The sequence below is a fragment of the Aeromonas sp. 603079 genome (assembly GCF_049172135.1).
Lineage (GTDB): Bacteria > Pseudomonadota > Gammaproteobacteria > Enterobacterales > Aeromonadaceae > Aeromonas > Aeromonas veronii.
The window spans coordinates 185,334-208,771 of sequence record NZ_JAAKPX010000003.1 but is presented as its reverse complement, the minus strand read 5'-3'; the positions used below and the strand labels follow the sequence as shown (position 1 = coordinate 208,771).

The 23,438-nt window shown below is 51.1% G+C and carries 38 protein-coding genes; 5 read left to right on the top strand and 33 right to left on the bottom strand.

Annotated features, from left to right (window positions below):
• Nucleotides 1-6: 6 nt before the first annotated feature.
• From G5287_RS03345 to G5287_RS03315, 7 genes are all read right to left on the bottom strand, one after another.
• Complete coding sequence (locus tag G5287_RS03345) at nt 7-492, bottom strand: phage terminase small subunit P27 family (protein WP_005346900.1); 486 nt, start codon at nt 490-492, stop codon at nt 7-9.
• A gap of 95 nt (nt 493-587) precedes the next feature.
• Nucleotides 588-968: an HNH endonuclease gene (locus tag G5287_RS03340; protein WP_421230835.1), complete on the bottom strand. Its 381-nt coding sequence runs from the start codon at nt 966-968 to the stop codon at nt 588-590.
• Between the two features lie 87 nt (nt 969-1,055).
• A complete protein-coding gene (locus G5287_RS03335) occupies nt 1,056-1,595 on the bottom strand; it encodes a DUF2514 family protein (RefSeq protein WP_421230834.1) in 540 nt (179 codons plus the stop codon).
• Entirely contained in the window at nt 1,595-2,086 is a 492-nt protein-coding gene (locus tag G5287_RS03330; RefSeq protein WP_421230833.1) for a lysozyme, read from the bottom strand. Before G5287_RS03330 ends, G5287_RS03335 begins: the two co-directional genes overlap by 1 nt.
• Nucleotides 2,086-2,298 carry a hypothetical protein gene (locus G5287_RS03325; RefSeq protein ID WP_042080756.1) on the bottom strand — a complete coding sequence of 71 codons (213 nt, stop codon included), beginning with the start codon at nt 2,296-2,298 and terminating at the stop codon, nt 2,086-2,088. The genes G5287_RS03330 and G5287_RS03325 overlap by 1 nt, the downstream gene beginning before the upstream one ends.
• A 161-nt stretch (nt 2,299-2,459) precedes the next feature.
• Entirely contained in the window at nt 2,460-3,224 is a 765-nt protein-coding gene (locus G5287_RS03320) for a metallophosphoesterase family protein (RefSeq protein ID WP_421230832.1), read from the bottom strand.
• Between the two features lie 48 nt (nt 3,225-3,272).
• Nucleotides 3,273-3,767, bottom strand: a complete 495-nt coding sequence (locus G5287_RS03315; protein ID WP_421230831.1) for a DUF1353 domain-containing protein — start codon at nt 3,765-3,767, stop codon at nt 3,273-3,275.
• Nucleotides 3,768-4,167: 400 nt separating this feature from the next.
• Between G5287_RS03315 and G5287_RS03310 the strand changes: the two genes are divergently transcribed.
• Nucleotides 4,168-5,112 (top strand): HNH endonuclease, encoded by a 945-nt coding sequence (locus tag G5287_RS03310; protein ID WP_421230830.1) that lies wholly within the window; start codon nt 4,168-4,170, stop codon nt 5,110-5,112.
• 47 nt (nt 5,113-5,159) lie between these two features.
• On the opposite strand, the gene G5287_RS03305 is transcribed toward G5287_RS03310, so the two are convergent.
• The 4 genes from G5287_RS03305 to G5287_RS03290 form a co-directional block, all read right to left on the bottom strand.
• Entirely contained in the window at nt 5,160-6,221 is a 1,062-nt protein-coding gene (locus G5287_RS03305; RefSeq protein WP_421230829.1) for a DNA-methyltransferase, read from the bottom strand.
• On the bottom strand, nt 6,133-6,351 hold the full coding sequence (locus G5287_RS03300) for a Com family DNA-binding transcriptional regulator (RefSeq protein WP_421230828.1): 219 nt from the start codon (nt 6,349-6,351) through the stop codon (nt 6,133-6,135). Before G5287_RS03300 ends, G5287_RS03305 begins: the two co-directional genes overlap by 89 nt.
• A 426-nt stretch (nt 6,352-6,777) precedes the next feature.
• Nucleotides 6,778-7,074 carry a PQQ-binding-like beta-propeller repeat protein gene (locus tag G5287_RS03295; protein ID WP_238117524.1) on the bottom strand — a complete coding sequence of 99 codons (297 nt, stop codon included), beginning with the start codon at nt 7,072-7,074 and terminating at the stop codon, nt 6,778-6,780.
• Nucleotides 7,075-7,234: 160 nt separating this feature from the next.
• Entirely contained in the window at nt 7,235-7,969 is a 735-nt protein-coding gene (locus tag G5287_RS03290) for a hypothetical protein (RefSeq protein WP_421230827.1), read from the bottom strand.
• A gap of 411 nt (nt 7,970-8,380) precedes the next feature.
• On the opposite strand from G5287_RS03290, the gene umuD reads away from it, so the two are divergent.
• Both umuD and umuC read left to right on the top strand, forming a co-directional pair.
• A complete protein-coding gene (gene umuD, locus G5287_RS03285; protein WP_421230826.1) occupies nt 8,381-8,803 on the top strand; it encodes a translesion error-prone DNA polymerase V autoproteolytic subunit in 423 nt (140 codons plus the stop codon).
• Nucleotides 8,804-8,806: 3 nt separating this feature from the next.
• Nucleotides 8,807-10,081: a translesion error-prone DNA polymerase V subunit UmuC gene (gene umuC, locus G5287_RS03280; RefSeq protein WP_421230825.1), complete on the top strand. Its 1,275-nt coding sequence runs from the start codon at nt 8,807-8,809 to the stop codon at nt 10,079-10,081.
• Here umuC and G5287_RS03275 read toward each other — a convergent pair.
• The 17 genes from G5287_RS03275 to G5287_RS03195 form a co-directional block, all read right to left on the bottom strand.
• Entirely contained in the window at nt 10,074-10,397 is a 324-nt protein-coding gene (locus G5287_RS03275) for a hypothetical protein (protein ID WP_323938199.1), read from the bottom strand. The genes umuC and G5287_RS03275 overlap by 8 nt on opposite strands.
• A gap of 72 nt (nt 10,398-10,469) precedes the next feature.
• Nucleotides 10,470-10,913 (bottom strand): hypothetical protein, encoded by a 444-nt coding sequence (locus G5287_RS03270; RefSeq protein ID WP_421230824.1) that lies wholly within the window; start codon nt 10,911-10,913, stop codon nt 10,470-10,472.
• A gap of 76 nt (nt 10,914-10,989) precedes the next feature.
• Nucleotides 10,990-11,235 (bottom strand): hypothetical protein, encoded by a 246-nt coding sequence (locus G5287_RS03265; RefSeq protein ID WP_421230823.1) that lies wholly within the window; start codon nt 11,233-11,235, stop codon nt 10,990-10,992.
• Nucleotides 11,236-11,295: 60 nt separating this feature from the next.
• Nucleotides 11,296-11,916, bottom strand: a complete 621-nt coding sequence (locus tag G5287_RS03260; protein ID WP_421230822.1) for an SLATT domain-containing protein — start codon at nt 11,914-11,916, stop codon at nt 11,296-11,298.
• Between the two features lie 7 nt (nt 11,917-11,923).
• A complete protein-coding gene (locus G5287_RS03255) occupies nt 11,924-13,243 on the bottom strand; it encodes a nucleotide-binding domain-containing protein (protein ID WP_421230821.1) in 1,320 nt (439 codons plus the stop codon).
• A gap of 289 nt (nt 13,244-13,532) precedes the next feature.
• A complete protein-coding gene (locus G5287_RS03250) occupies nt 13,533-14,114 on the bottom strand; it encodes an antitermination protein (protein ID WP_421230820.1) in 582 nt (193 codons plus the stop codon).
• Nucleotides 14,115-14,224: 110 nt separating this feature from the next.
• Nucleotides 14,225-14,527: a DUF1064 domain-containing protein gene (locus tag G5287_RS03245; protein ID WP_421230819.1), complete on the bottom strand. Its 303-nt coding sequence runs from the start codon at nt 14,525-14,527 to the stop codon at nt 14,225-14,227.
• The gene (locus tag G5287_RS03240; RefSeq protein ID WP_421230818.1) at nt 14,524-15,513 is read right to left on the bottom strand and encodes a DUF968 domain-containing protein; all 990 of its coding nucleotides are present in this window, start codon (nt 15,511-15,513) and stop codon (nt 14,524-14,526) included. The genes G5287_RS03245 and G5287_RS03240 overlap by 4 nt, the downstream gene beginning before the upstream one ends.
• Nucleotides 15,510-15,773: a hypothetical protein gene (locus G5287_RS03235; protein ID WP_042080770.1), complete on the bottom strand. Its 264-nt coding sequence runs from the start codon at nt 15,771-15,773 to the stop codon at nt 15,510-15,512. The genes G5287_RS03240 and G5287_RS03235 overlap by 4 nt, the downstream gene beginning before the upstream one ends.
• A 39-nt stretch (nt 15,774-15,812) precedes the next feature.
• Nucleotides 15,813-16,202, bottom strand: coding sequence for a DUF4406 domain-containing protein (locus tag G5287_RS03230; RefSeq protein WP_421230817.1), 390 nt, complete (start codon nt 16,200-16,202; stop codon nt 15,813-15,815).
• Nucleotides 16,192-16,497: a hypothetical protein gene (locus G5287_RS03225; protein ID WP_421230816.1), complete on the bottom strand. Its 306-nt coding sequence runs from the start codon at nt 16,495-16,497 to the stop codon at nt 16,192-16,194. The genes G5287_RS03230 and G5287_RS03225 overlap by 11 nt, the downstream gene beginning before the upstream one ends.
• The gene (locus G5287_RS03220) at nt 16,490-16,696 is read right to left on the bottom strand and encodes a hypothetical protein (RefSeq protein ID WP_421230815.1); all 207 of its coding nucleotides are present in this window, start codon (nt 16,694-16,696) and stop codon (nt 16,490-16,492) included. Before G5287_RS03220 ends, G5287_RS03225 begins: the two co-directional genes overlap by 8 nt.
• Complete coding sequence (locus G5287_RS03215) at nt 16,696-16,923, bottom strand: hypothetical protein (protein WP_314924083.1); 228 nt, start codon at nt 16,921-16,923, stop codon at nt 16,696-16,698. The genes G5287_RS03220 and G5287_RS03215 overlap by 1 nt, the downstream gene beginning before the upstream one ends.
• The gene (locus G5287_RS03210; protein WP_421230814.1) at nt 16,920-17,180 is read right to left on the bottom strand and encodes a hypothetical protein; all 261 of its coding nucleotides are present in this window, start codon (nt 17,178-17,180) and stop codon (nt 16,920-16,922) included. Before G5287_RS03210 ends, G5287_RS03215 begins: the two co-directional genes overlap by 4 nt.
• A complete protein-coding gene (locus G5287_RS03205) occupies nt 17,161-17,841 on the bottom strand; it encodes a replication protein P (RefSeq protein WP_421230813.1) in 681 nt (226 codons plus the stop codon). The genes G5287_RS03210 and G5287_RS03205 overlap by 20 nt, the downstream gene beginning before the upstream one ends.
• A complete protein-coding gene (locus tag G5287_RS03200; protein WP_421230812.1) occupies nt 17,841-18,830 on the bottom strand; it encodes a hypothetical protein in 990 nt (329 codons plus the stop codon). The genes G5287_RS03205 and G5287_RS03200 overlap by 1 nt, the downstream gene beginning before the upstream one ends.
• Nucleotides 18,831-18,885: 55 nt before the next feature.
• Complete coding sequence (locus tag G5287_RS03195) at nt 18,886-19,050, bottom strand: hypothetical protein (protein WP_155395835.1); 165 nt, start codon at nt 19,048-19,050, stop codon at nt 18,886-18,888.
• 129 nt (nt 19,051-19,179) lie between these two features.
• Between G5287_RS03195 and G5287_RS03190 the strand changes: the two genes are divergently transcribed.
• A complete protein-coding gene (locus G5287_RS03190) occupies nt 19,180-19,485 on the top strand; it encodes a hypothetical protein (protein WP_378014630.1) in 306 nt (101 codons plus the stop codon).
• Nucleotides 19,486-19,499: 14 nt separating this feature from the next.
• Here G5287_RS03190 and G5287_RS03185 read toward each other — a convergent pair whose 3' ends face one another.
• Genes G5287_RS03185 through G5287_RS03175 form a run of 3 tightly spaced genes read right to left on the bottom strand, consistent with a single transcriptional unit; the run spans nt 19,500 to nt 20,622 of the window.
• A complete protein-coding gene (locus G5287_RS03185; RefSeq protein WP_421230811.1) occupies nt 19,500-19,889 on the bottom strand; it encodes a hypothetical protein in 390 nt (129 codons plus the stop codon).
• A complete protein-coding gene (locus G5287_RS03180) occupies nt 19,889-20,386 on the bottom strand; it encodes a phage regulatory CII family protein (protein WP_421230810.1) in 498 nt (165 codons plus the stop codon). The genes G5287_RS03185 and G5287_RS03180 overlap by 1 nt, the downstream gene beginning before the upstream one ends.
• 41 nt (nt 20,387-20,427) lie before the next feature.
• Nucleotides 20,428-20,622: a Cro/CI family transcriptional regulator gene (locus G5287_RS03175; RefSeq protein ID WP_421230809.1), complete on the bottom strand. Its 195-nt coding sequence runs from the start codon at nt 20,620-20,622 to the stop codon at nt 20,428-20,430.
• A gap of 97 nt (nt 20,623-20,719) precedes the next feature.
• Here G5287_RS03175 and G5287_RS03170 point away from each other — a divergent pair, with 97 nt between their 5' ends.
• Entirely contained in the window at nt 20,720-21,379 is a 660-nt protein-coding gene (locus G5287_RS03170; protein WP_421230808.1) for a LexA family protein, read from the top strand.
• Nucleotides 21,380-22,046: 667 nt separating this feature from the next.
• On the opposite strand, the gene G5287_RS03165 is transcribed toward G5287_RS03170, so the two are convergent.
• Both G5287_RS03165 and G5287_RS03160 read right to left on the bottom strand, forming a co-directional pair.
• A complete protein-coding gene (locus G5287_RS03165) occupies nt 22,047-22,577 on the bottom strand; it encodes an ImmA/IrrE family metallo-endopeptidase (protein WP_421230807.1) in 531 nt (176 codons plus the stop codon).
• 4 nt (nt 22,578-22,581) lie between these two features.
• Complete coding sequence (locus G5287_RS03160) at nt 22,582-22,935, bottom strand: helix-turn-helix domain-containing protein (RefSeq protein WP_421230806.1); 354 nt, start codon at nt 22,933-22,935, stop codon at nt 22,582-22,584.
• Nucleotides 22,936-23,438: the final 503 nt, after the last annotated feature.

Here is a 23,438-nt window from a genome sequence, read left to right as displayed (position 1 = left end):
CCATCCCTACAAAGCCGCGAACGGGTTTCCCCCTCCCTTCTTTTTATTGCCGCCGATCAGGCGTGAACGGCTGGACGGGTCCAGCCCGAGCAGGGCCCCATAAGTTGTCATTTGCTTAAGTGATTCATTGGCCACGGTACAGGCCGGATTTTTTACTGGCCCACCAGTTGCGCCTTCGACAACAAGGCCGTGCTTGGAAATCTCGATCTCTGCTCTGCGCCACCGCGAGTAGGCCGCACAGAATGCCTCGAGGTTGTGCAGGTCGGTGATGCACAACACCTCCGCACTACAGAGCTCGCGGATCACCATGTCCCATAGCGTGGGGGCCCATTGATCTTCTGCCAGCCACTCAGGGCAGGCAACCCCGATCAATGGGGTGAATGTAGGTTCATCTTTATTCAGTGCCCGCTTGCCGGCATTACCACCCAGGCGCTTCAGAGCTGTCGGCTTGGGCTTTCTACCGCGCCCGGGCACGGCAGCTGCACCGGCCATCGCGCCCTCCATTTAAATTTTTAATTTCGCGGGTATAAAAATTTTGCGAGGCGGAGCAGTGGGGGAAGCAAAAAGCTGGAAGGATTTGCTCCCCCCTACCCCCTCTGACGCCCGGCCTGGCGGGCTGCCAGCGCCTCTGCGCGAGTCTTGGTGTCGTGGCAGTGGTCACATATGCCCTGTAAATTTGACTCTGCATCGGTACCGCCTGCAGCCTTGTTGACGATGTGATCCACTTGGGTTGCGGGTGTCACGATGCCAAGGGCAAGGCACACCTGGCAGAGGTAGTTATCCCTATCCAAGATCCGCTTGCGCAACTTGCGCCACGCCCAGTCATAGCCGCGATCTTCCGCGCTGACCTTGGCCACCTTCTTCCAGCCATCAAGCAGATGAACATGGGCAGGACAGTAACCATGGCGCTCGGTGGTCAGCTGGTGACAGGTCCGGTCGCGGCACACCTTGGGTACCCGTGCTGGCATGGCTGTTACCTGATTGGTGCCACACCGGCACACATTAACGCGGGACGACCCGCCATCTTGGAGCGTGACTCCGGTGCAGCAATTCGGTTAATGGGACTGAGTCAGGGAGAAGTAGGCTCTTTCGCAGGCCAACCCTGCTGTTCGAGCGCGGTCATACGCTCTTGCCAACTCTCCCGCTCGCGCATCAGCCCGGCCGAGCACGTCGGCGAGCACCACGGCGGGCTGTCTGGCTGCATCGCCTGACTGGGTAACTCGGGAATGGTTGGCGCACTGGCTGGCTCTGGTTGCCAAGCGGCGGGCTTGCTCGAGCACCCCAGCAGCAACAGCACTGGCAGCAGCGGCATCAGTCTCAACCCGGGCGATTTGTTGTTCCGCATCTTGCCTCACCTTGTCGATAGCACGCTGGCGACGCTGCTCTTCCTCACGCGCCAATTGAACGTTCTGAGCCCTGGCCTCTGCCAGCTCGGCAGATTGCTTATCCCATTTTGCTTGCCAGGTCTTGCGCTCACCCTCTTCACCAGCTGAATGACCTGACTGGTAAAGAGCCACGCCACCACCGGCCAATGCAGCGATCACCAGTGCGCCGACCAGGAAGGAGAGCGCGTTGCTTTGCGGGAACAGTGCCATCACATCCCCTTACACTTGGCGTTGAGGCGCAGCCGGTCTTTCCAGAGCCCTGGGCATACCCGGTTCCCTTGCGCCGAGCAATCCTGCCTGCCGGCACGCTTAAACAGCAGAATGGCCTCACAGGCACCAGCGTAATCGCCAACGTTCAGGCGCCTCACGATGGTGGAGCGGCAAAAGGCCCTTGGGCCGATGTTATGGGCGAGCTCGACATAGGCGTCGTACTCGTGCTGATAGAGCGGCACCGAGATGCAATCCTTCAAGGCGATCTCGAACGACCGCACCTCCCGCAGGCTCCGGTTGATAGCTTGTAGCGGCGTGATGGCATCACCCATCTTCACCCCCTCGGTGCTACCAAATCCCAGCGTCGGCAACGCAGTCCCGTGAACCGGGTCGGGATAAGCCACCGGCTCATAGCCCTCTCGATTCAAGATCCCCACAAACCCGGCTGCACTGAGCGTCAATGCAGCAATGGCAATGCGAACCTTGCTCATCACTCACCACCCTGCCCAGAACGGGGACGAATGATGTTTTGCCACAAGAACCAGCCCATCTGGACCACAATCCACAAGAGCGTAGCCACCAGCACCCAGTCATTGAGCGAGTAGCCGGCAAGCGTCATGCTGGATACTAAAACCGGAGGTCCAGACTTCACTGCGGTGCCACCAAGGGCTGCTGCAGTAGCCATGCTTTCCTCTTTGCTCATCCGCCCCCCCCCCAGAAACGAAAAAACCCCTGCAAAGCAGAGGTCTAGACGTAGAATGCAAAAAAGACCGCACCCGTTTAGGTGCAGTCCTCCATCATTGGAATCTACGTTAGCAAAAACTGCAGGCAACTTCCAAGATTTTTTCTTTGTCCCAAAGCAACCTATATTTTTTGGGTTCTAATGGGAACTATTGCCACAGACACCGCATCGCCATCAATTGTTATTTCTTTAGCATAGTTTTTATCTGATGAGTTGTCTGATGCAAGGATATACTTAGTGCCCCACCGGTTTTCCCATTGACTCATTTCATGTTTGTGTCCAAATAAGACAACGTCTATTTTCCCATAGATCGTGCGCGCAAGTGCTTCTGCATCTTTCAGCATCATGAATGGATCATTAACCATGAACGGGTGATGGTGAAAGAAAAGTACCTTGATCATGTCCTGTGAAGATGTGGACAGTAGTGTATTCAATGCCTGTAACTGTAAAGGGCCAATCTCACCACAAGCAAAATCAAACGGGCTAGATGTCTCAAGATTTGAATCCAATGCAATGAGCATCACCTTACTTTTTCCATCATTGACTATATTAACTACTGGAGTGCAATCACCTCTGAATGTCCCTCCCTGCTCTAATGGAATAGATAGATATTGATCGAAGCGAAGGGCTCTTTCTTCACTATACAAGTTCCCAACGGCACCATAATCATGATTCCCAGGACAGATATAAATTCTTCCTTTAAACCCGTTAAGAAGTTCAATAGCCTTTTCATATTGCTTTGGTGAACCATCATCGGTAATATCACCCGTAATTATCAAGATGTGTTCAGTATAGGTTTTCGATATAAATTCTAATGCCGAAATTAGCGCCTGATTATCATCATTACTACCATGTATGTGCAAATCACTTAAGTGTATGATTTTCATTTATCCATTCTCCCAAAAACTTTTGCATAGAATTAATACTGCCCGCTATCACTTATTATCTGCGCCTAGCACTTCATCTAATGCTTGTTCGAGCCGGTTAAAGTCGAGCATCGCTATAGGAGAAGAAGATAACAATGTACTTTTGAACTTTATAGATGTTGGACCAACAGTTTTTTCCCACTGTGGACCAAAAAGCCTAACTGCAGTATAAAATAGCAATGCTCTAGGTTGAGGAGTACCGTCAGCTAACATAGCTTCATAAAACATACGATGCGCATCTTTTGACGTATGCATTCGTTTATCACATGCAACATCATGCACTACACTCGCCCGCCGATAATCACCAATAAATGGCGTACCAACGATTTGTGACCATATAACCTCTGGGATACTTGCGCCATCAATCACATCATTTTTCTTTGCTTCCCATCGAACATTATTACTATCCACAAAAGCAAAATCTGATAATAATTGCATTTTCCGGTCTTCACCGCTTTCAACTAACCAACGAACATCTACTTCACCTACAAAGTGAGCGTCCATTCTTATGCCTCCATAGAGGATTCGTAAGGAATCCTGAATAACACATAGTTGAAAGACAGCAGCACGAGTGTGCCACATGTCACAAAGTCTCATTCAAACGGAGAGAAGCCAACTGGATACTGTTTGATGCACCCACCGCAGAGCAATTACCCGCGATTCGATGGAAACTACAGAATTTGCAAAAGCTACGAGACAAGAACCCAGAAAAACATCAAGAGGCACTGGTATAACTCGATGATGTTAGAACGATATGGCTTGTTGAATAGTCCCTTCAGATGAAAGCCACACCATAAGTGCTGCTCCAGCGTTACTCCTAACCACCTCTTCCAGGAGCATGCAAGTAACGTGGTTCTCCAGCTCCACCCCAACGTGATCGCGACTTATCCAGGGCAAGTCACAATTGACGACTTTCCGGCTTGCGATCGACATTCAGACTCACGTAACCTCAGTAAAAATATCTGATAAATCAGATCCTTCACTAAGCAGCCTGAGAGCAATCCACGTGATAGTCCCAACTCATCCATTCATCATCGGTGGCATTTACAACAGACGACTAAATATCCATGGGCCCTTCAAGGGACAGCAACAAGGCGGGATATCCACACCGGCCTCAGTGCCCTATATTTTTGCCTTTACCAGCGATTCTGGAGCCGCATATGGATATCACGACAAGCCAGGACCAGACGGAACGTTCTGGTACACGGGTGAAGGGCAAACGGGCGATATGCAAATGGTTCGTGGGAACGAAGCCATTGCCAGTCATGCAGCACATGGCAAGATCATTCTTCTGTTCGAATATCAGCCAGACAACAATGTCCGTTTTCTCGGTGAAGTCGAATGTTTAGGACATCATACTGAACTACGACCAGACCGTAATGGGGTTCCAAGAGTGGCAATCATCTTCCACCTTGGGTTTCTCGCTCCCATACAAAATGGAAACCAAATTCAAACGCCACAGGCCAGCTACACAGCACTCCAGAAGCTACCATCCAAACTCTCTTTGGCACAGCTCAGGGCTCTTGCGCTGACAGATGCACCGAGTAATGCCCCTCAACAGCAAAAGGTAACCAATGTAGCGTTACGTTCTGAAGCCATTAAGCGCTATGCCCTTGCAAGGTCTAACGGCAATTGTGAAGGTTGCACACAACCAGCCCCATTTCTCAGTAAGAAGGGCCCGTATCTTGAGGTTCATCATGTGTTTCGGCTTTCAGATGGTGGACCTGACCATCCAGCAAATGTGATCGCATTGTGCCCAAATTGCCATCGCAGAGCGCACCATGCTCTTGATTCAGATGCCTTCAACAAAAAGCTCATCAACTGGTTAGCTGTACATGAAATTCAATAATTGCGCTGCCTGCCGACACGTCCCCGTCGGCAGGCAGCCTCTTAGCGCTATTTACCCGCGCCTATCAACGCCTCCACCTCCGCACAGGTCTGCAGGTACCGCGGCCTCTCAAGCTCCACCCCGATAAACCGCCTCCCCAACCTGATCGCCGCTTTGCCGGTAGTGCCTGACCCCATAAAGAAGTCCGCCACCACATCACCAGGACGACTGCTGGTTCGGATGATGTGCTCCATCATGGCCAATGGCTTCTCGCATGGGTGCTTACCCGGGTAGGCCTGCACCGATGGATACATCCACACATCGGTAAACGGCACATCCTGGGTGACAGAGAACGGCCGGCGCAACTGCTCATACTCCCCCCGCAACTCATCATAGGATGCCACCAGATTGCTGTAAGTCTGGTGCAACCCCTGATAGGTCTCACTCAACCCGGCATAATCCTGCCCAAGTGCCCTACCCCGCTCAGCAAACAGAGCCTGCAACTGGGCATACTGCTCTCGGCTCGGCAACTGCCACTGACTGGCACCAAACCAATGGCCAGCCATCTTGGTGCCGGTTACCCGGTTGATATCGGCAGCACTGACACCGGCCACCTCCCGGGCATAGCGGAAATACTCAATCAGCGGGGCAAACACCTGACGGCGCAGATCATGGCATGCCTTCGCATAACCCGATCCCGCTTTGGCACTCCCCTCTGCCCCTACTTGCTCAGCAAAGATGATCCGCTCGCTCGCTGGCCAGAAGGCTCGCATATCGGCCTTCCGCATCCGGTTCCAGACTCCTGATGGCTTGGCCCACACGATATGGTTCAACACCCGGAAGCGATCCCGGATCAGCATCTCCACATCCGCATTCATCCGCGGTGAGCAGAACAGGTACACAGAGCCATTGGGCTTGAGCACCCGCCGAAACTCCACCAGGAAGGCATCGAGCCAGGCCAAAAACTCGACCCCACTCTCCCACTGGTTGTCCCACGCTTCCTGCTTCACCCCGAAATAGGGCGGGTCAGTTGCAATCAGATCAACACTTGCCGCCGGCAGCGTCTTGATAAACTCCAGCGAGTCCGCGTTCACCAACCGCAACCACCCGTCCTGTAATTGTTTTTCCATGACTACCTCCAAGCAGGGGCTCAGAGGCACTCGCATTGTTGATGACCTTACAACGGGGACACTTAATGTCGATCTGCCCCACAAAATTTGCCAATTTCTTGCCGCAATGGCCGCATCGTAATTCGTACATATGATCAGGGGTCCTTAAGCGTGATAAGCTCACCCCGCTCTGCAGAGCAATGGTGGCCTTGGCTTAGCCCGTGATCGAGTGCATGTGGCTAGGTGGCCTGGTGGTGTTAGCGCATCAACCAGGCCGCCACTATCTCTCAGGCAACAAAAAGCCCGCCACATTGCTGCGCGGGCTTTGTTTTTCGTCCAATGAAAAAAGGACCGTACCCGTTAGGGTGCAGTCCTCCATCATTAGGACGCAGGTTAGCAATAAATGTAATTTGTTGTCAAAGCAGAACCTGCCATCCATAAAACGCCCGCTTAAGGGGTAGTGAGCAACGCAATCACCTAACCTAAAGGATTGTGCCATAAACACTTAACTTGAAGTAGAACCAAAAATGCCAAGCGTTGAGAATCCCTCTTAAATTGTTTGTTATATGCTTTTTGGCTACCGATAAACTCTTACTTCTTTGACAACTTCAGTCTCGAGATATTGAACTGAACTGTTTTCGAGATTCAGCGAAACATCGCCATATCCCGCACCAGGCAAATTGTTTTCCCAAATTACCTCGCCATTTTCTGCACGAAGGCCAAACACGTGTCCGTTACAACCGGCGATGACAACACCTTCTTTCTGAAGAGTTGAAACATGTCCTGAGCCAATTTTTGTCCGCCAAATTTCCTCACCGCTAAATGGACAGATTGAAATCACATTTCCGTTTAATCCGACAATCAAGAAATTCATCTAAATCTACCTATTAGTACAAACCTGCTCGAGCATATAATGCTCAATTAAGGTGTGAAGCACGCTACCACGACAGTAAAAGTGGACGCCGTAATCACTAAACTAGACCCTAGCCAAAAAAGCCAAGCGTGCTGAATCACTCTTAAATTGCTTGTTATATTTACTTTTCCAACAAGCCTATAAATTCTATTGATTTTTCTTTGATTTTATTAATCACTAATGGGTTTTTATCAGAATGAGTTAACGACCAATACTTATTCTCGTTCCATTCCATCTCCCGAGTATCCCCCGTTCCTTTTTGAGTAATGAACCCCCAAAACCACAGATCATCCCACACCTCTAAGTCATTGCCAGCGTAGTGCTGCTTTATTAACTTATTGATTTTATCGAAGCTAGGTCTTGCCATACCTAGCCGTTCAAATATGTGGATGATAACAGCGTCAACAGGTAACCATATTTCATCACTTTCTACTATTTGCTTGGGTGTATCTGCCCAAAAACTACAATTTTCACTCAATTTATTGTGAGCTTGGTAAACCACCTTAGCAAACAGAGCTGCAGTCTTTTTCCCCCAACCTTTTTGTGCTCGTAGCCCTTGGTAAAGGTCATTAAACGATGTGCTTTTCTTTCCAGTTAGTAGCTCTACAAAACTTTCAAAAGTCTGTGTTTTGTCGATATTTTTATATACTAACTGATAAAACTCAGATAATGGGTCGATTTTAGGTTGACTCTGAGTGTTCGCAACATGGTATAGCAGGTTGATTACTTTAGGGTTAATGCTGCCATCAACAGATAATACAGGGAGAAAGAACTGCTCCTGTAAACGCAGATTAAAATCCCTATTGTCTTTCAAGAACTTGAATATATCTTCTAATTGAACGCTAACTGAACTCATCACTTCCTCGAAAAATATAACAGTGATTAGATGGAAGGCGGTACTAATCCGATATTAGAGCCGTCCTTATAACTCCACCCCATCACGGGAAACCCCTTTAAATCATGATATTACCAGAGCATCTCTGATGTCTATAAATATTCGCTTGACTCCTTTTGGCTCTACCATTACCACTACACAAAAACACAAGCAGGGAGTCGTCTATGGGAAGTTGCGGAGGGCAGACATCACACCGTAGTCACTTTTTGTAAATGGTTTCTACCTCGCTCTCCTGCATATGGCACCAGGCCAACACGCCTTGTACCCACGTCAAAAATGATCCCAAAGCCACTAAACACCCGACTGACTACAAGTGCTATACCTGAGCATTTCCTTTATACTGTATAAAAACACAGTTAACAGCGAGCAACCATGTTTGCCATCCCACACCCAACTCCAGACAGCCTTGCGCTGCCCCTCTTTCTGTCACCCGTCGTATGCGGTTTTCCCAGCCCGGCACAGGACTACATAGAGCAGACCATCGACCTAAACCAGCTCTGCATTGAGCACCCCGCTGCTACCTTCTATGTCCGGGCCAGTGGACATAGCATGGTGCAAGCTGGCATCAATGACGGGGACTTGCTCATCGTAGATAGGGCACTCAAAGCCTGCCATGGCGCAATCGTGCTGGCCTGCCTCGATGGGGAGTTCACCGTCAAGCGGCTACAAGAGCGCCCATTCCCAGCCCTGCTCCCTGCCAACCCAGATTTCCCGCCGATCACCCTGCAGGAAGGCCAGGAGCTGGAGATATTCGGCGTCGTCACCTTCGTACTCCACAAGACCAAGCTGGGGTAAACCATGCCGAAGGCTATTGCCCTGGTCGATGTGAACAACTTCTACGCCTCCTGCGAGCGCCTGTTCCGGCCAGACCTGAAGGGGCGGCCTATCGTGGTGCTCTCCAACAATGACGGGTGCATTGTGGCCCGCTCGGCAGAGGCGAAAGCGCTGGGGATCAAGATGGGAGTTCCCTACTTCCAGATCCGCCAGTTCTTTGAAGCCATGGGCGGCGTCTGGTTCTCCAGCAACTACGCCCTCTATGGCGACATGTCGCAACGGGTCATGACTACCCTGGAAGGTATGGCTCCAGCGGTAGAGGTTTACAGCATCGATGAGGCCTTTATCGAGCTTAGTGAATTATGGGCTGGTGACCTCACGGCATACGGTCGCCAGATCCGTGAGCGGGTGCAGCAGTGGACTGGCCTCACGGTAGGAGTCGGGATTGGGCCAACCAAAACGCTGGCCAAGCTGGCGAACTACGCTGCCAAGAAGTGGCCAGCCACCGGCGGAGTAGTGGATCTGCGCGATGAGGCAAGGCGGGCTAGGCTGATGGCCATCACGCCGGTCGAGGAAGTTTGGGGGATCGGGCGAAAACTGACAGCCAAACTGACGGCCCAGGGTATCAACACCATGGCAGATCTGGTGTCAGCAGATGCCAAGAGCCTGCGGCGGAGATATGGGGTAGTTGTCGAGCGAACTGTCCAGGAACTGCGGGGGATCCCCTGCGCCGATCTGGAAGAGATGGCAAGGGCCAAGCAGCAGATCATCTGCAGCCGGAGCTTCGGCGATCGCATCACCGAACTTGGCCCTATGCGGCAGGCACTGGCCGGTTACATGGAGCGGGCCGCCGAGAAACTGCGGGCCGAGGGGCAACGGTGCCAACACATCACCCTCTTTATAAGGAGCAGTCCCTTCTCGGAACGAGAGACCTATTACGGCAACCAGGTATCGACCAAGCTACAAATCCCCACCTCAGACACCCGGGACCTGCTTGCCCTGGTTGAACCGCTGCTGCGCCGTATCTGGCGGGATGATGTCCGCTATATGAAGGGGGGCGTGATGCTGGCCGATTTCACCCCGACCAACATGCACCAGGGCGATCTATTCGCTGACCGGCAGCAAGATCCCCGTAGCGAGACGCTGATGAAGGTAATTGACCAGATCAATCAGGGAAGGTTGGGGAGGGTCTACTTTGGCACAAGGGGACGGGATACCAGCGAATGGATGATGAAGCGGGAGCAGCTCAGCCCCCGATACACCACAAGTGTCACAGAAATACCGACCGTCTTCACATAGTTGCTGATCTTGTTTGGCATTGAGTAAGAGCACTTTCATCCTGCACCGGAGCCTCTGGCTTTACTGGCTCCGGATAAATGGCCAGAACCTTGAGAAAGACCCGGCGACGTGCCATTCGCCCTGGTTCCGGCTTACAACGCCGAGTCTCGGCCAGTTTTTCTATCCAGCGCAATGACCTCAGATAGAGAACCACTTTACCCGCATCGCTGGTCGGAATACCAAGCAGATATGACACATCGTAAAGGTCAAAGAACTCACCATGCTTGAAAGCCCACCTTGCGACCTTCAACGCCGGCCATTTCCATTTGCTATCCATGCGACCTCACCTACTTGGCTCATATGAGAATCAAGATAGTCGATACAATCGGCAATGGGCCAACACTCCCCCTTAAGCCAATACTTGCTCAACTTTGGCGGTGCGATTCGGCTTACTTTGGAGTTGGGTTGCTAACTCAAGAGCTTGCTCATGGCTAAAACCTCTAGCATCACGAATTTCTGTGGAAGCACGAGTTTTTCCATCTCGACTCAGGCTTGTGACATAGAGGGGACCCGTTGGTAATCCGGTATCCTCGATGCGCACGATCCAACTACCAGGAGCTGCCTTCATTGGAAAAGGCAATTCCTCATGTTGCAACTTTCCGCTCTCATCACGCACGATGGCAACTGCGACCGCATACTTAGGCCCGCGGCGCTTCGCTGACGCCCACGCCTTAGCCGCGGTCTCGTATAATAGAGCTGCTGCCGGATCCCAGATATAATTACTTGGTGATGCGGTGACCAGATAGCCACCTTCTATCTCGCTGTAAACTGCGTATCCAATACGTTCAGCCATGACCATTCCTTTTATTCAAGTAGCAAGCCGCTCTTGTGCCATCATTCGTTCATAACCTGTTATCCGGAAAACCCCTCTAACTGTCCGTCATCTTGGAGTAGGTCATATACCCCAAGTAGCTCACGGCTAACAGTACGGCTTGTTGGCTGACGCCCGCCTCTTGCTTAGCTGTGCTAATCTTGCTCAGTGTCACTTGTTGATCCCGATAGCCAATATAGATCGAGGCACTTAATGGAGCCTCAAGGAAACTGAAGCAATAGTAATGAAGCTGTGGATCTGTTTCACCCAACAGCGGCTGTATGTCGTTCACCACTTTATTCATATCGTGTTTTCCTCGCCCACATAAGGGGATGGCTAAGGTCCAAAGTTATCCAATGGCAGCTCAATTGCTGCACTTCAACTTTAAGAAAAATGCTACTATTTCAGCCAAGTAAATATTTAAAAAACAGGAAATAGCACCAATAACAACAATCCCAATCCAAAAAATAAGTGAAAGAGGGATTTTATCTTTGATACTCAACCCAAGTTCCTGCTCAACCCACTCTTTTTCCATCTCATGGAAAAATTTATAATGAGCATACCAATTACTACCAAATATTTGTTTGCTTTCTGTATGATCATAAAAATCAGCCATTAGCTCATCAACCTGTTTTTGTATTTCAACAGAATCAAAGTTGCTCTCTGACTTCACATTCCGATAAATTATTTCAAGTTGATTGAAAATCTTTGTATGTTTAATTCCAACATTATTATAAGCATCCTTCATCCCATCATAAAACTGAATGTACATAGTCGCAACACCAATAATAATTAACGCCGCGGATATTACATTACTGGTAAGTGCAGGGATAAAAAGAGCAAAAATACCAATTGTGAGAGAAAAAAGGCTGACCCAACCAGGCATTTTACTTACAATATCAAATGTGGCAAAATTCTTCTTAGCTCCAAACCCAACATTATAACCGTATCGCGCGATCATTTTAAGCATTTCATCTTTAGTCATATTAATATCACTCAATAGGGACTTGAATAGCTTGACGAGCAACAACCACATTATTTTTTACAACATAGCACTCAACTAAATGATCACCTCTGAAGCTTGTTGTTTCCTTATGAGTCATGGCTTTATTACCTGGTAAAATTTGCCCGCGAATATTATCTCGTCGCTCAGCCTCCGGCCCAATATTCAATACTTTCCAGTAGACATGATAGGATTCAAGGTCATCGAGCGACTCTTTAACGATAGAAAAGTTAAGTGATTTTTTATGAGAGAGACGAGTGCCTGAACGTATAAAATCAATAAGTCGCCCAGCCCTGAAACCATCCTGTGAAATTACACAATCAACCTCGACGGAACTCCTGATATCGACAGAAAAACGATCTTCAATAAACTCTTCTGTGTTCCGCCACAGACTCCTTGACTCCATGCCGGAATAAGAAGATTCCGCAATAAGCCTAGGCTTCGCAGGGAAAGCTCGGCCGTATATACTCCGCCATTTATCATGAGCCAAAAGTTTTCCTTCTGCGTTGATAGCTTCAACACATGTATCATAGGCCTGTTTAGCCGCCTTTCCAAACCAAGGGGACTTTACTTTCACATGTTGATTACTACCCAACGCATGATAACGCTCTTTTTTTTCCTCACGAGATAGATAATAGAAAAAATCACGCGATAAACAATCAAACGAGCTAGTGGAAACTGAGTCATATTGATCTGTTGAGGAAAGAAAGCGGTGGACAAGTGTATCAATTAGCAATCCCCCCATGTTTACACCATTACGATTTTTCCAAGCACGAACCATCTTACATAACTTTCGTAGGTTATCATTTCTTGTACGACTAAACTCTTTCATTGCAGATATTTCTGCGCTAGGCTTTGTTGTTTTCCATGAACCACCATAGTAACTTTCAGGATAAATAAAATCTCCATTTGGCTGCTTAAATACAGGCTGAACTTCGACCTGAAAGTTTTTAAAACTGATTTGTACAACCAACCTGTCCTTTTTAACTTCTTGCTCAGGATATATTTCAGCCAATACATTTCTGACATCGGTTAGAAGCTTACTCTGGCCATTATCCATCTTATTGTAATCAACGTACATCCAGCCAGGCATAATATAAAGCATATCTAAATCCGAAATACCTTTTATGGCAGTATGACGCCCTACAGATCCAACTTTCAGTCTATTTGAAATGGCCGAATTGGAAGATCGAAATTTCTTATTAAGAGCGCGAGTGATTTTTCGATAATGAAAGCTTATTTTTTTTGCTTGCTTTAAATCAATTTTCAAATTATCAAGCAATGTATTAAACATCTCTTCCTTATTCATTACCCCTCCCCTTCAAAAACAATATTAAACTTCTTCAATCCAACGCATTATTAATTTCTTGGCGCATTCAATCACATTTACACCAATGACAACCAAACCGATTTTTATTGAAAAGCACACCAAGCATTAAAGAGCAAAATAATTTTATAATAAGATGCGCCGATGTGTAATGTAAAGAGGTTTTGAGTATCGTATGAGGACTCACCACACACACGTCCTAGAGAAGCGCGCACACTAGGGATATATGATGGATTTCGAGCTATTATTCATTCTTGAGAGCAAACTGGGATTATGGTTCACTTCGTGTCACGCACCTATACAGCGCAACCACCTCGCACTCTTGCACATGGCACCACGCCAGCACTGCCTGATAGAGCAAGTACCACTGCCGTTCCCACTCACCACGGCTCAGGTTGCCCAGCAACGGTTCAATAGCGCGCCGGATCTGCGTACCTGGAATGGGTCGCAGCCCGGTACCGCCACAACGTGGACAAATCTTGTCTATGGGCTTGCCGTGCAACCGGGATGCCTCCATATCCCGCACATTCCCCCTCCCCTTGCACTGACAAGCCGCATCCGGGGTGTCTGCGGTGCGGCAGTAGTGCTCCACAGCCAGTGCAGTGATGGTTTTCAGGGCCATGGCATGACCTCGTGACTTGATGGCGCCCACATACTTGGGGGCCTGTTTGCTGCAGTGTGCCATCACCCCGATCACCGCCTTGCGATAACTGGCCTTATCTTTTGTGTAGCGGGCCATCATCAGCGCCAACCCCACGCCCTCATATTTCTGCACCAGCCCAAGCGCCCCCAGCACATCAGCCTGGGTAAGGTGAGAAGGACCGGTAGAGCGCGACTGAATAGCCTGCAGCATCACTGAACGCGGCTCCCCGATTGAAAGTGCATATTCAAGCCGCATCAGAATGCCTCCAGTGACCAGTTGGCGCCTTTGCGCTGTACCCCGACGAAGGTGAACATCCAGTGCTACTTGGCCGCCACCTTGATCTTGACCCGGGCATCATCCTCCCAGAATCCCTTCACCTCGTGCAGCTCGATCAGGCCATCCTTGCGCACCACCATAAAGTCAGGGGTGTAGAAGGTTTTGTCCGCCAGCCGTAGTTTGAGTGGCTCGAACTCATAAGAGATCACCTCCCCCGCCAGCATCAGTAGCCGAAGATGATCTGCATAAGCCTGCTCTGTCTTGTTCATAGTGCCCGGTATTGGCTGCGGGCGGGCCCGTGCCTTCACCCGTTGCCCCGCGTCACGCTTTCCACTGTATGGCGTCATCCAAACACTCCCAGGCCGGCGGCCTTGTTTAACGTCATCACGACGTGTTCCAGCTGACTGCCGTGGGCTTGTTCCCACTGCTGCCAACCCTTGCTGTGCAATTCCATGTGTGCGTCATGGCAGAGTGGAAAGGTCAGGTGATCATGGGCCTTGCTCCCCATCACGCTCAGCCCATGGCCCACGATGTGGTGCGCCTCGATGCCCTCAGTTTGGCCGGTCACCACACACGGTAGTTGGCGCACGAACGCCAGATAGGCGGCAGACTCCCAGCGCTTCATCTTCGGTCTGGGGATATGCAACATCGGCGGGTCTGGGTCGATAGCCTTCACTGCTGGCTTGACGCGGATCCGGCTGCGCAACTCGGCGAGCGGGTCTTGCTCCATCAGCTCAGGGCGGCTCACCCGATAGCGAGCATCGGTCTCTCGATAACCACGCCCGGGGAGCAGCACCCGCTCTGGCTCCAGAGGTGACAAGCGACAGGCATGGCGAACCACCTCGGTCGGCAGTAACCCTTGCACCTTGAACACGCTGGCCCACCAACAGAGATCCCGCGCCTGCAACTGGGGAAGCGACACCCCGCACCAGCCAGCTACCCGGGTTAACACCGCTCGCGCAATAGTGGTGGTGTGCTCGGCAAGGTGAATCGGCAGTTGGCCGTCACGGAACTCGTTATCGTGATGCCAGCACAGGGGTAGTGGCAGACCACCTATCTGGGCGGTGACCGACTCGCCAATGCAGCCCTCGCCGATCAAGCACTGACCCAGACTATGCAAGGCCAGTTCACCGCCGGCAGCGTTAACGATGGCTGGCTCCAGCAGGGCTCTGGCCAGCTTAGGGAACTGCACCAGCAAATCACCCCTTTCGCAGGCAGGGACCAGCACCGCCGGACGATTACCAAGAGAGGAGCGCAACGCAACCAGACCCTCTCCCACCTCCAGCAGCACCAATCCCATGGCTGGCACAAACACAGGATGAGTTGGCATCATCCCAGTTTCTCCACCATCTCCAGCTTATCGAGCAACGGGCCCAGGCGAGCCAGCAACTGGTAACTTGCGCTGCGACGCACGGCGAGTGATTCAGAAGCAATGACCCGGCGGGCCGCTTCTGCTGCAGTCAGGCCCGGGCAAGACGTGTCGATGGAACGGAACAGCGCAGCACTCTCGTTAAGTGCCGCACCAGCCGGGTTGCTGGCTTGCTGCTGTAAATGGTGTGCTCTGGCCGCACTGCGGCTAGTAAACTTGCTCATGTAACCTTTACCTCACGGTAATGCAAAACAGGATCTCAGCTATACCACTAGCGGCAAATGCCGCTTCACCCATGCATCGTCAGCCACCACCTCCATATCAAGCTGCAGCAGATCCAGCCCAAAGGCTCGTGCCCTAGTGAATGCTTGCCGCGATCCCTTGCTCTGCTGCCAGCTAGGTAAGAAGGCAACTGCATCGCACTCCATCATCATCGGTATGGTGATCCGCATGTAGGCATCATGATCCCAGCCATCTGGCAGCACAGCGGGGTTCATCACCCGCGCTTCCTGACCATGCAAATAGGCTTCAGCAGCGAAGAACGCTGGCCGGTTTAGCATGGCAAATCCGCTCATCGGCCCAGCGATATACACCTTCACTCCGGCCAGGTCGATCAGGCCCTGCTCAGTCAGCTCTTTCGATTTAACGGTCATGATGGGCCTCCCCGGCCAGATCGCGATTCATACGGTTAAGCATCACCAAGACTGCCTTGGCCAACGCCAATAACAGGGTGCCGCACCACACCAACACCAGCAGAACGGTCCGCAGTGGCGCCAGCAGCAGACGGACGATCTGACGGGGGAATATCACCAGCACCCAACCAGCCGAGATCACCCATACCACCGGCGCTTGCAGCATCTGCCAACCCAGACCGCCCTCATAGGGCACATGGGCCAGAACAAACAGCGCCACAAACACATACATCAACAGGAAGAAGGCCTTAACCATGACTGGCCTCCTTGGTCTTTGCTGCCAGCTCGCTAAGCTCACGGCAGGTAGACACCAGGCGCGGCTCATCCTCGAACTCGTCCCAATCCAGCTCCGGCCCCACATCCTCTGCCAACCACTGGCGCAATGTGACCACTAACATCACCAGAAACGCCAACCAGACCAATGCCAACCCCAAAAACATCCATCCAATACTCATCAGATCCTCCCCCTCCCGGTGGTGGTGTGATGGGCGGCGCGTTCAAGCGCATCCCCAACGATTTGGGCCGCATGCTCAGCGACCGAACCAAAGCCAGACTCACCGATCAGGTAGAGCGCGATGAACATCGGGATCCCCGCCTCTCTCGCTTTCTCCACCTCATCGATGGTCAATACCGGCGCAAACCAGTTTCTGGTCGCTGTATGCTGGGCGTAGTAGTGCATCATGCCCCTACCCTCACCAGCTCTACCGCCTTGCCCCGGATCCGCGCCGCCTCTGCTCGTACTTCTTCAGGGTTACCCACGACCAAGTAGTAGCCGGTATCAGTCAGGTATTCGGTCTCACCGAACTTATCTGGTGATATGGCAACCTCAAGCTGAACTCGTTCCCCAACCCAGCCGCGCACTGGTGGATAGATGGCAACCCGGCAGAACGGTGCTTCACGCACATCACGCTCAGCGACTTCACTGAATTGACTGGTCATGAGGCCCCCCTCCCCGCTTGAACAAAGCCTTCAGTTGCGCCACTCCGCGCTGCCCTGCCTGTTGGTAGAACTCAGGGTTGTGCCGGATCTGCTCACGGGTTGGTAGCCCCTTAAGTACCTCGGCCTCGATATCTTCGCCAGCCATCACCCGCCGCACGACCTGGTCATAGGCTTGAGCGAACACCTTCCGGTATTCATCTGCAGTCAGGGTCTGGCGCTCGAAGCGAGTAGCTCGGGCTGCAATAACCACGGCTGGATGGCTCTTACGGTGACGAACGACATCGACCAATGCCTGATCAACGGTCGGCAGACCAAGGGCCTCGGGTGTGATTTGGCACCACTTAATGAACATGCCCGTGCTGGGGAAGAACGGGATCTCCTGTTCACGAGCGACCCGCATGCCAAGCTGCAGTTGCTCACGACTGGTGCAGTCCGCATCAACCAACGCACGCGTCCACTCAGCCAAAGCTCTCCGCTGGGAGTCATCGCTAGGGAAAGCATGCCTCCAGGCGGGGAACACGATTTTCAACTGCTCGAACAGCAGCGATACCATCTGCGAATCGTGGTCAGTCAAAGCACGCTGTGGGGAAGCCGTAATCGGGTTAACAGAGTCGCCAACAGTCATCGCATTCAGAACTGCGTTCAATGGTTTCATGCTCATCAGAACCCCTCCTGCATCAGGCGGTTCAGCTCACCGGCAGTCATGGACTTGGTCAGGTCGGTATGCTGGCCACCAGTGGGCCGATGAGCAGGAGCATTGCGCCTCACTGTCAACTGGGTCCACTGTTGACGCAGTTTCTGCGGTGAGAGCACGTTGGTACACCAAAAGGCATCTCGGCTCACCCAGTCATACAGCTCGCAGATATCCCGGTGGCTGCGCTGGTCAAGCTCGCGCATCAGCCGGATCACGTTGGCCCACTGTGTCCAATTCGGCTCCAGAGCCGTGGGGGCAATAACCTGCACCCGCTTGAACATCCACTGCGCGGTCTTAAGGTCTTCAGCTGTTCCCCATGACTTGCCATTAGGGGTTTGAATGGCGGCGCCTGGTATGACCCGAGCCTTGGGCTCGGCAGATACAGCGTCAACGATGGGAAGCTGTTCCCCCTTCTGGTCGAAAGTCGCGATAGCGAGTTGCGACGAAAGATCATTAAGATCTTGGTTTGTTTTATTGTTTATATTGTTTAGATCTTCGGCGTGAAACTCCGCGGCTAACTCCGCGCCGCGGAGTAAGCGATCCCCCTCTAACCCCTTATCCGATGCGGGTTCAAACTCCACGCCTAACTCCGCGCTAATGTGTTCTAAAACTCCGCGCTGGTACGGGTCATAATTGAGGACAGTTATGAGGGTGTACCCGCGGGTCCCCTGTTTACTGGTGCGAGTGATCATCCCCTCCTGCTCGAATACATCCAGCGAGCGGCGAGCACTGTCTTCTGAGACACCACACGCTTCACCCAATGAACGGGCAGAACCCACCACCTGTCCTCGACTTAGCACCAACCGGTTGCCATTAAAGGAGGCCTCTGTGCGCTCATGGGCAGCTTCAATCAACAGGTGCAACCACAGCGCCTTGCGCGATGGATCACGATAGAACGGCGTATCCTTGATGCTTTTATACAGCAACACGAACCCGCTACGGCGATTGTCCGTCACGTTACAACCTCGTTGAACTGGTGCTGGTTCCGATGAGGTCGCCAGTCTTACTACCTCACCCATGACGACCTCCCATGTGCTGCAACTGGGCAAACACCATCCTGGCCTGTTCAGCACTGATGGGTAACGACAGTCCCATCACCACCAGCCGGTACCCGTTAACAAACTGCAGTTGCGGCATTACTTGCCTGACTGAGCTCGGTTGGATAAGATCTTTCATGTTCACATCCCTTTCGATGTTTGAACCATGGTCCCGGCTGTTACAGCAGCGCGGGGCCGCTCTTTTTGGGTGGCCTCCCCGATGTGATAAAGTGGCTTTGCTAGAGTCCCACTTCACAAGGAGAAGGCCATGACCTATGACTACCGCATCAAGTTTTTAACCCCGTACGACCGGGACCTCATCCCCAAGGAGCCCGTCACGTTTCGCCACCCCCTTCAAGTGGGTGAAATCCTCCAACTAGAAGAGGACGGCGAATTCCACTTGGTACGCCTTATTACCCATTCACCCTCCGGTTTAACCCTGTGGCTATCCGGCAAGGGGCAAAACATCGCAGACCTGCTGCTCAGCGAACCAGAGTTCACCAACCCCGATCCCGACCATGAATCGACCGAACCACTTGATGTGGTAATCGCATGGCAAAACGGCACTTATTAACCACTCAGGTGCCTTCAACCAAGGCTATTTAGGTGTGCCAGATTGACTCTGGCACGACCTCTCATCTCCTTGGCTGCCTCTTCTTGCCCTTGGCTCACAACGAATCGGGTATCGCACAACACGTGCTCGGAGTCCGTAATGATCTCGTCCATCACGTCTCGAGGAACGGCTTTGATTAAACTGGTCAATACCAACAGCAGCTGTTCTTGAGCGAGCCGTTCAACCCGGCACTGAGGGCCAGGGACAAAGGGGTGGCATAACGAGTGTGATGCGACTCCAGTACCTTCAGTCCCTCCCTGCAGCACAGCCAGCGCACCTTGAAGGCGCCGACGCAGTTTGCGATAGGCTTTTTTGCGCTCCCCATCCAGCATCTGCCGATTAACATCGAAACCTCGTTTACTCATTACTTCTCTCCTTGAACATGTGAAACTGGGAACAGGCGCACCTGGCTGCCCACCGATTCTTCAAGGCTCAGCAGCTCTTTGATGGCCCGGTGTACTGCCGCTGTGATGGCCTGCCGCTCCACCGGGTCGATCACCCCGTCTTGTCGCGCTTCACGCAGCTCACCAAACACCGCCGCGACCACCTCACTCACCAACATCACCTGGTCTGCCAGCTCTTCTTCTGTCACTGTGCTATCCGGCAGGGCAACCAGCGTATGACCTCGGGCCAGCGCCCAGGCCTGCAGGATGGCGTTGTCACCGGTCAGCTCGGTCACCGCCATCGCCTCGGACAAGGTCAGGTGGTGATCTTCGCAAGCCGGATTGAACTTGTTGTTCAGAGTGGTCGGGCGCTTGGAGCCCATCAGGCGTGCCAGATCAGTGATGTTGTACCTGCGGCTCAACTGGTAAGCGGCATCAATAGGGTCAGAAAGGTGGGAGTGCTCCTGCTTCCCTCTCATGGTTGTTCTGGTGGCTTTTGTCATGATGGTTCTCAAGTTGATTAGTTAGAGCGATCAGAACCAACAGGTAATAGGCCATCACGCTCCATTTGCTCAATCTGATAGGCCCGCAGTGCCGGGATCTTACTTCCCCACTGGTAAATTGCCTCTCGTTTGATGTTGAGCATTTCGGCCATTGTCTGGACTTGTTCAGCCCGCTTTTTGCCAAACTTACTTAATGCATCACTCTTGGTCATATAGCCCCCAAATAAAAGCATTCTTATAGTACATAGAAGGAATGCTTACATCAAGGGGGTGTAAGATAGCTTATATTTTGTTTTTCAGGGGATACACGTGGAATCAGTAGGAGATCGAATCAGGAGGCTTCGTAAGAGCCTTGGCCTAACCCAAGTCAAGCTGGCATCAATGCTCGGTATCAAAGCGCCAAGCGTGGTCCAATGGGAAAGTGACAAAACAAACCTGAGCGGAGAGAACCTACTAAATGCTGCTAAGCTGTTCGGCGTAACTCCTGACTACATCCTTTACGGTGGTAATAGAGAGCAGAATACCGCTGCCAATATGGAGTTCGCTCTGCCGGATATACATCGGATACCAGTAATCACCTACGTACAAGCCGGGTTTTGGACTGAAACCAGCGAGATCCGTGAGTGTGACGGCAACATGGCGTATATCACCACCGATCTCAATTTGGGTCAGCGCGCGTTCGCCATCGTGATCCGGGGCAACTCCATGGAGCCGGAATTCACCGAAGGGGATTTGGTGTTGATAGACCCAGATGAGCCGCTTCACCCAGGAGACTTTGTTGTGGCTAAAAACGGCGAGGAAGAGGCTACTTTCAAGAAGTATCGCCCACGTGGTTACAGCGAAGATGGCAAGGAGATCTTCGAGCTAGCCCCTCTCAATGATGACTATCCCACCATGCGATCAGACCGTCAGCATATCCAGATTATCGGCACTATGGTGGAACATCGTCGCAGGCGAAAAAAAAGATAAATCAAAATCATAAAAAAGGGACATAAAATGTCCCTTGAAATTAGGTCTATTTATTGATCACTAACTCAGTTTGGCAGAGAACGCCAGTGTGAGCACACATACTCCCAACGACCATAGCGGAAGCGTGGGTATGCGTTCACATGAACACATTTATTTGTAGATGACATGATCTTGTCCCTATTTTTGCCTGGGAGGGACCTCATCTATTGAGTTAAAGCTAGTAATTGGCCTATAATCAGTTCGCCTTAACTGGTAGTACGCCAATATACAGGGGTCGAGACCTCCCACGTAAACCCATAGTCTTCTGCGCCAACAGTCGACTACCCTTACCTCAAACTGTGAAAACACAGATTTTGATGGCTAGTTTACCTGGGTTGATACCTAGACTTCGGGATCTCTAATCGGAACGCTGTCAGTCCACGTTGGTGGGCATAAACACGCTTTCCTTTTACAGTGATCCATTTGGTATAGATCACCACCACATCATCTTCAGTTTCTGCATTTTGAGTAGCCATGAGTTCGGCTCCTTATCATAGTGAGCCTCCTTGTTGCAATCCCAAAATGTATGCTACTTTGTAAGTGTCTAGTTTACGGTGTGGCAACACACTTAGGGTTTTTGAGGTGGAGGTATACCTCAAAGACTGAAACAGCAAGTAGGGGTCGCAGCCTACTTGCTGTTTTGTTTTCTTAACTTACCAAGGCGAACATAAGCAGCCTCAATACTGACCCCAAAACGTTCAACCAAATCATCTGGGGTATCATTCTTTACGTCAATGTGACGCTCATCCATCAAAAACAGTGACGCGAATGTATCAGCCTGCCATTCACTGTCTTCATAAATTTTATGCTCACCTCGAGCGTATGAGGGGCGTTCACCACGATGCATGATTATGTGCCCAAGCTCATGAGCGAGCGTGAAGACTGCATGCCCCACACCATCACATGCATCGTCATACGTCGACTTCTTCAATTTAATATGCTTTTGGTCTGGGTAGGCAACTGCCTCCTCCTGTCCCAGCTCATGATCCTCCACAATCTCAAACGAGAGGATCTCCTCACTCTGGAGCACTTCGTAAAGTGCAGCCATGTTGGCCTTAGGGTTGTGTAGTTGGAAAAGATCTCGATGCATTTTTGCCAGGTCATTAATGGCATTCGTCGCTCGAGGCTTCACTTTATGTCCTAGTTTACGGTGCTGCATCGGCTTATACCTCTAACAGTTTCTTAAGCTGTTTCTTACTTTCTTCAGATAAAGACTCATAACGTCGAGCAAACGACATCACTATCTCTCTGTCATCATTTTGCTTACCCACCAAATCGATCTTTACTGATGGTTGAGACAAAGTAGCCGCATGTCGCAGTTCGGCTGCTTCGCTTGAATTCAAACCGTATTCATCAACAATCCTCGACACAAACGAGTCCGGTACGCTCTTTTTTCCAAGCTCGAGGGAAGATAAGTAGGCAGAACTAACGTTCAGTACATCTGCCATATCTTTTAACAAAATTTCATTTTCTAATCTTAACCCCCTCAGATACTTACCAAATGCTGTTGCTTTCATGCCAATACCCTCGTTAACTCCGTATTACAACTATCAATGGTCTAAAATGGAGCCGATCCGTACAATAGCAGCCATTTACTAAAGCAGTACCAGCCCTCCGATTAACCAACTAGATGTACATACATTAAACCTGAAAATGGTTTACTGCAAGTGGTTAAACCAAAAATAGGTTAATCCCCTGTTCCCGATAGAAATAGGGAATGTCTAAGTCGCACAAACGCACTGCTCTAACTTACTAGCACAAGCTCACCAGCATACTTGGTGATCATACACCCCAAAATGAAAGCATTCTTATATTTCAACTTGCACCAAGCCGGTAAGAATGCTTATATTAAGCTTCAGCACATCATTGCATGGATGAATTATGTCGAACCAACAACATCACAAACGCGTCTGCATCGCCGATCCAATGTCCAGCATGCCTAACAGCAACAGTCCCGCCTTCCATGCCGAGGAAAAGCATCAGCAGGGAGGAAACCGACCACGGTAGGCCCCATGGGGTA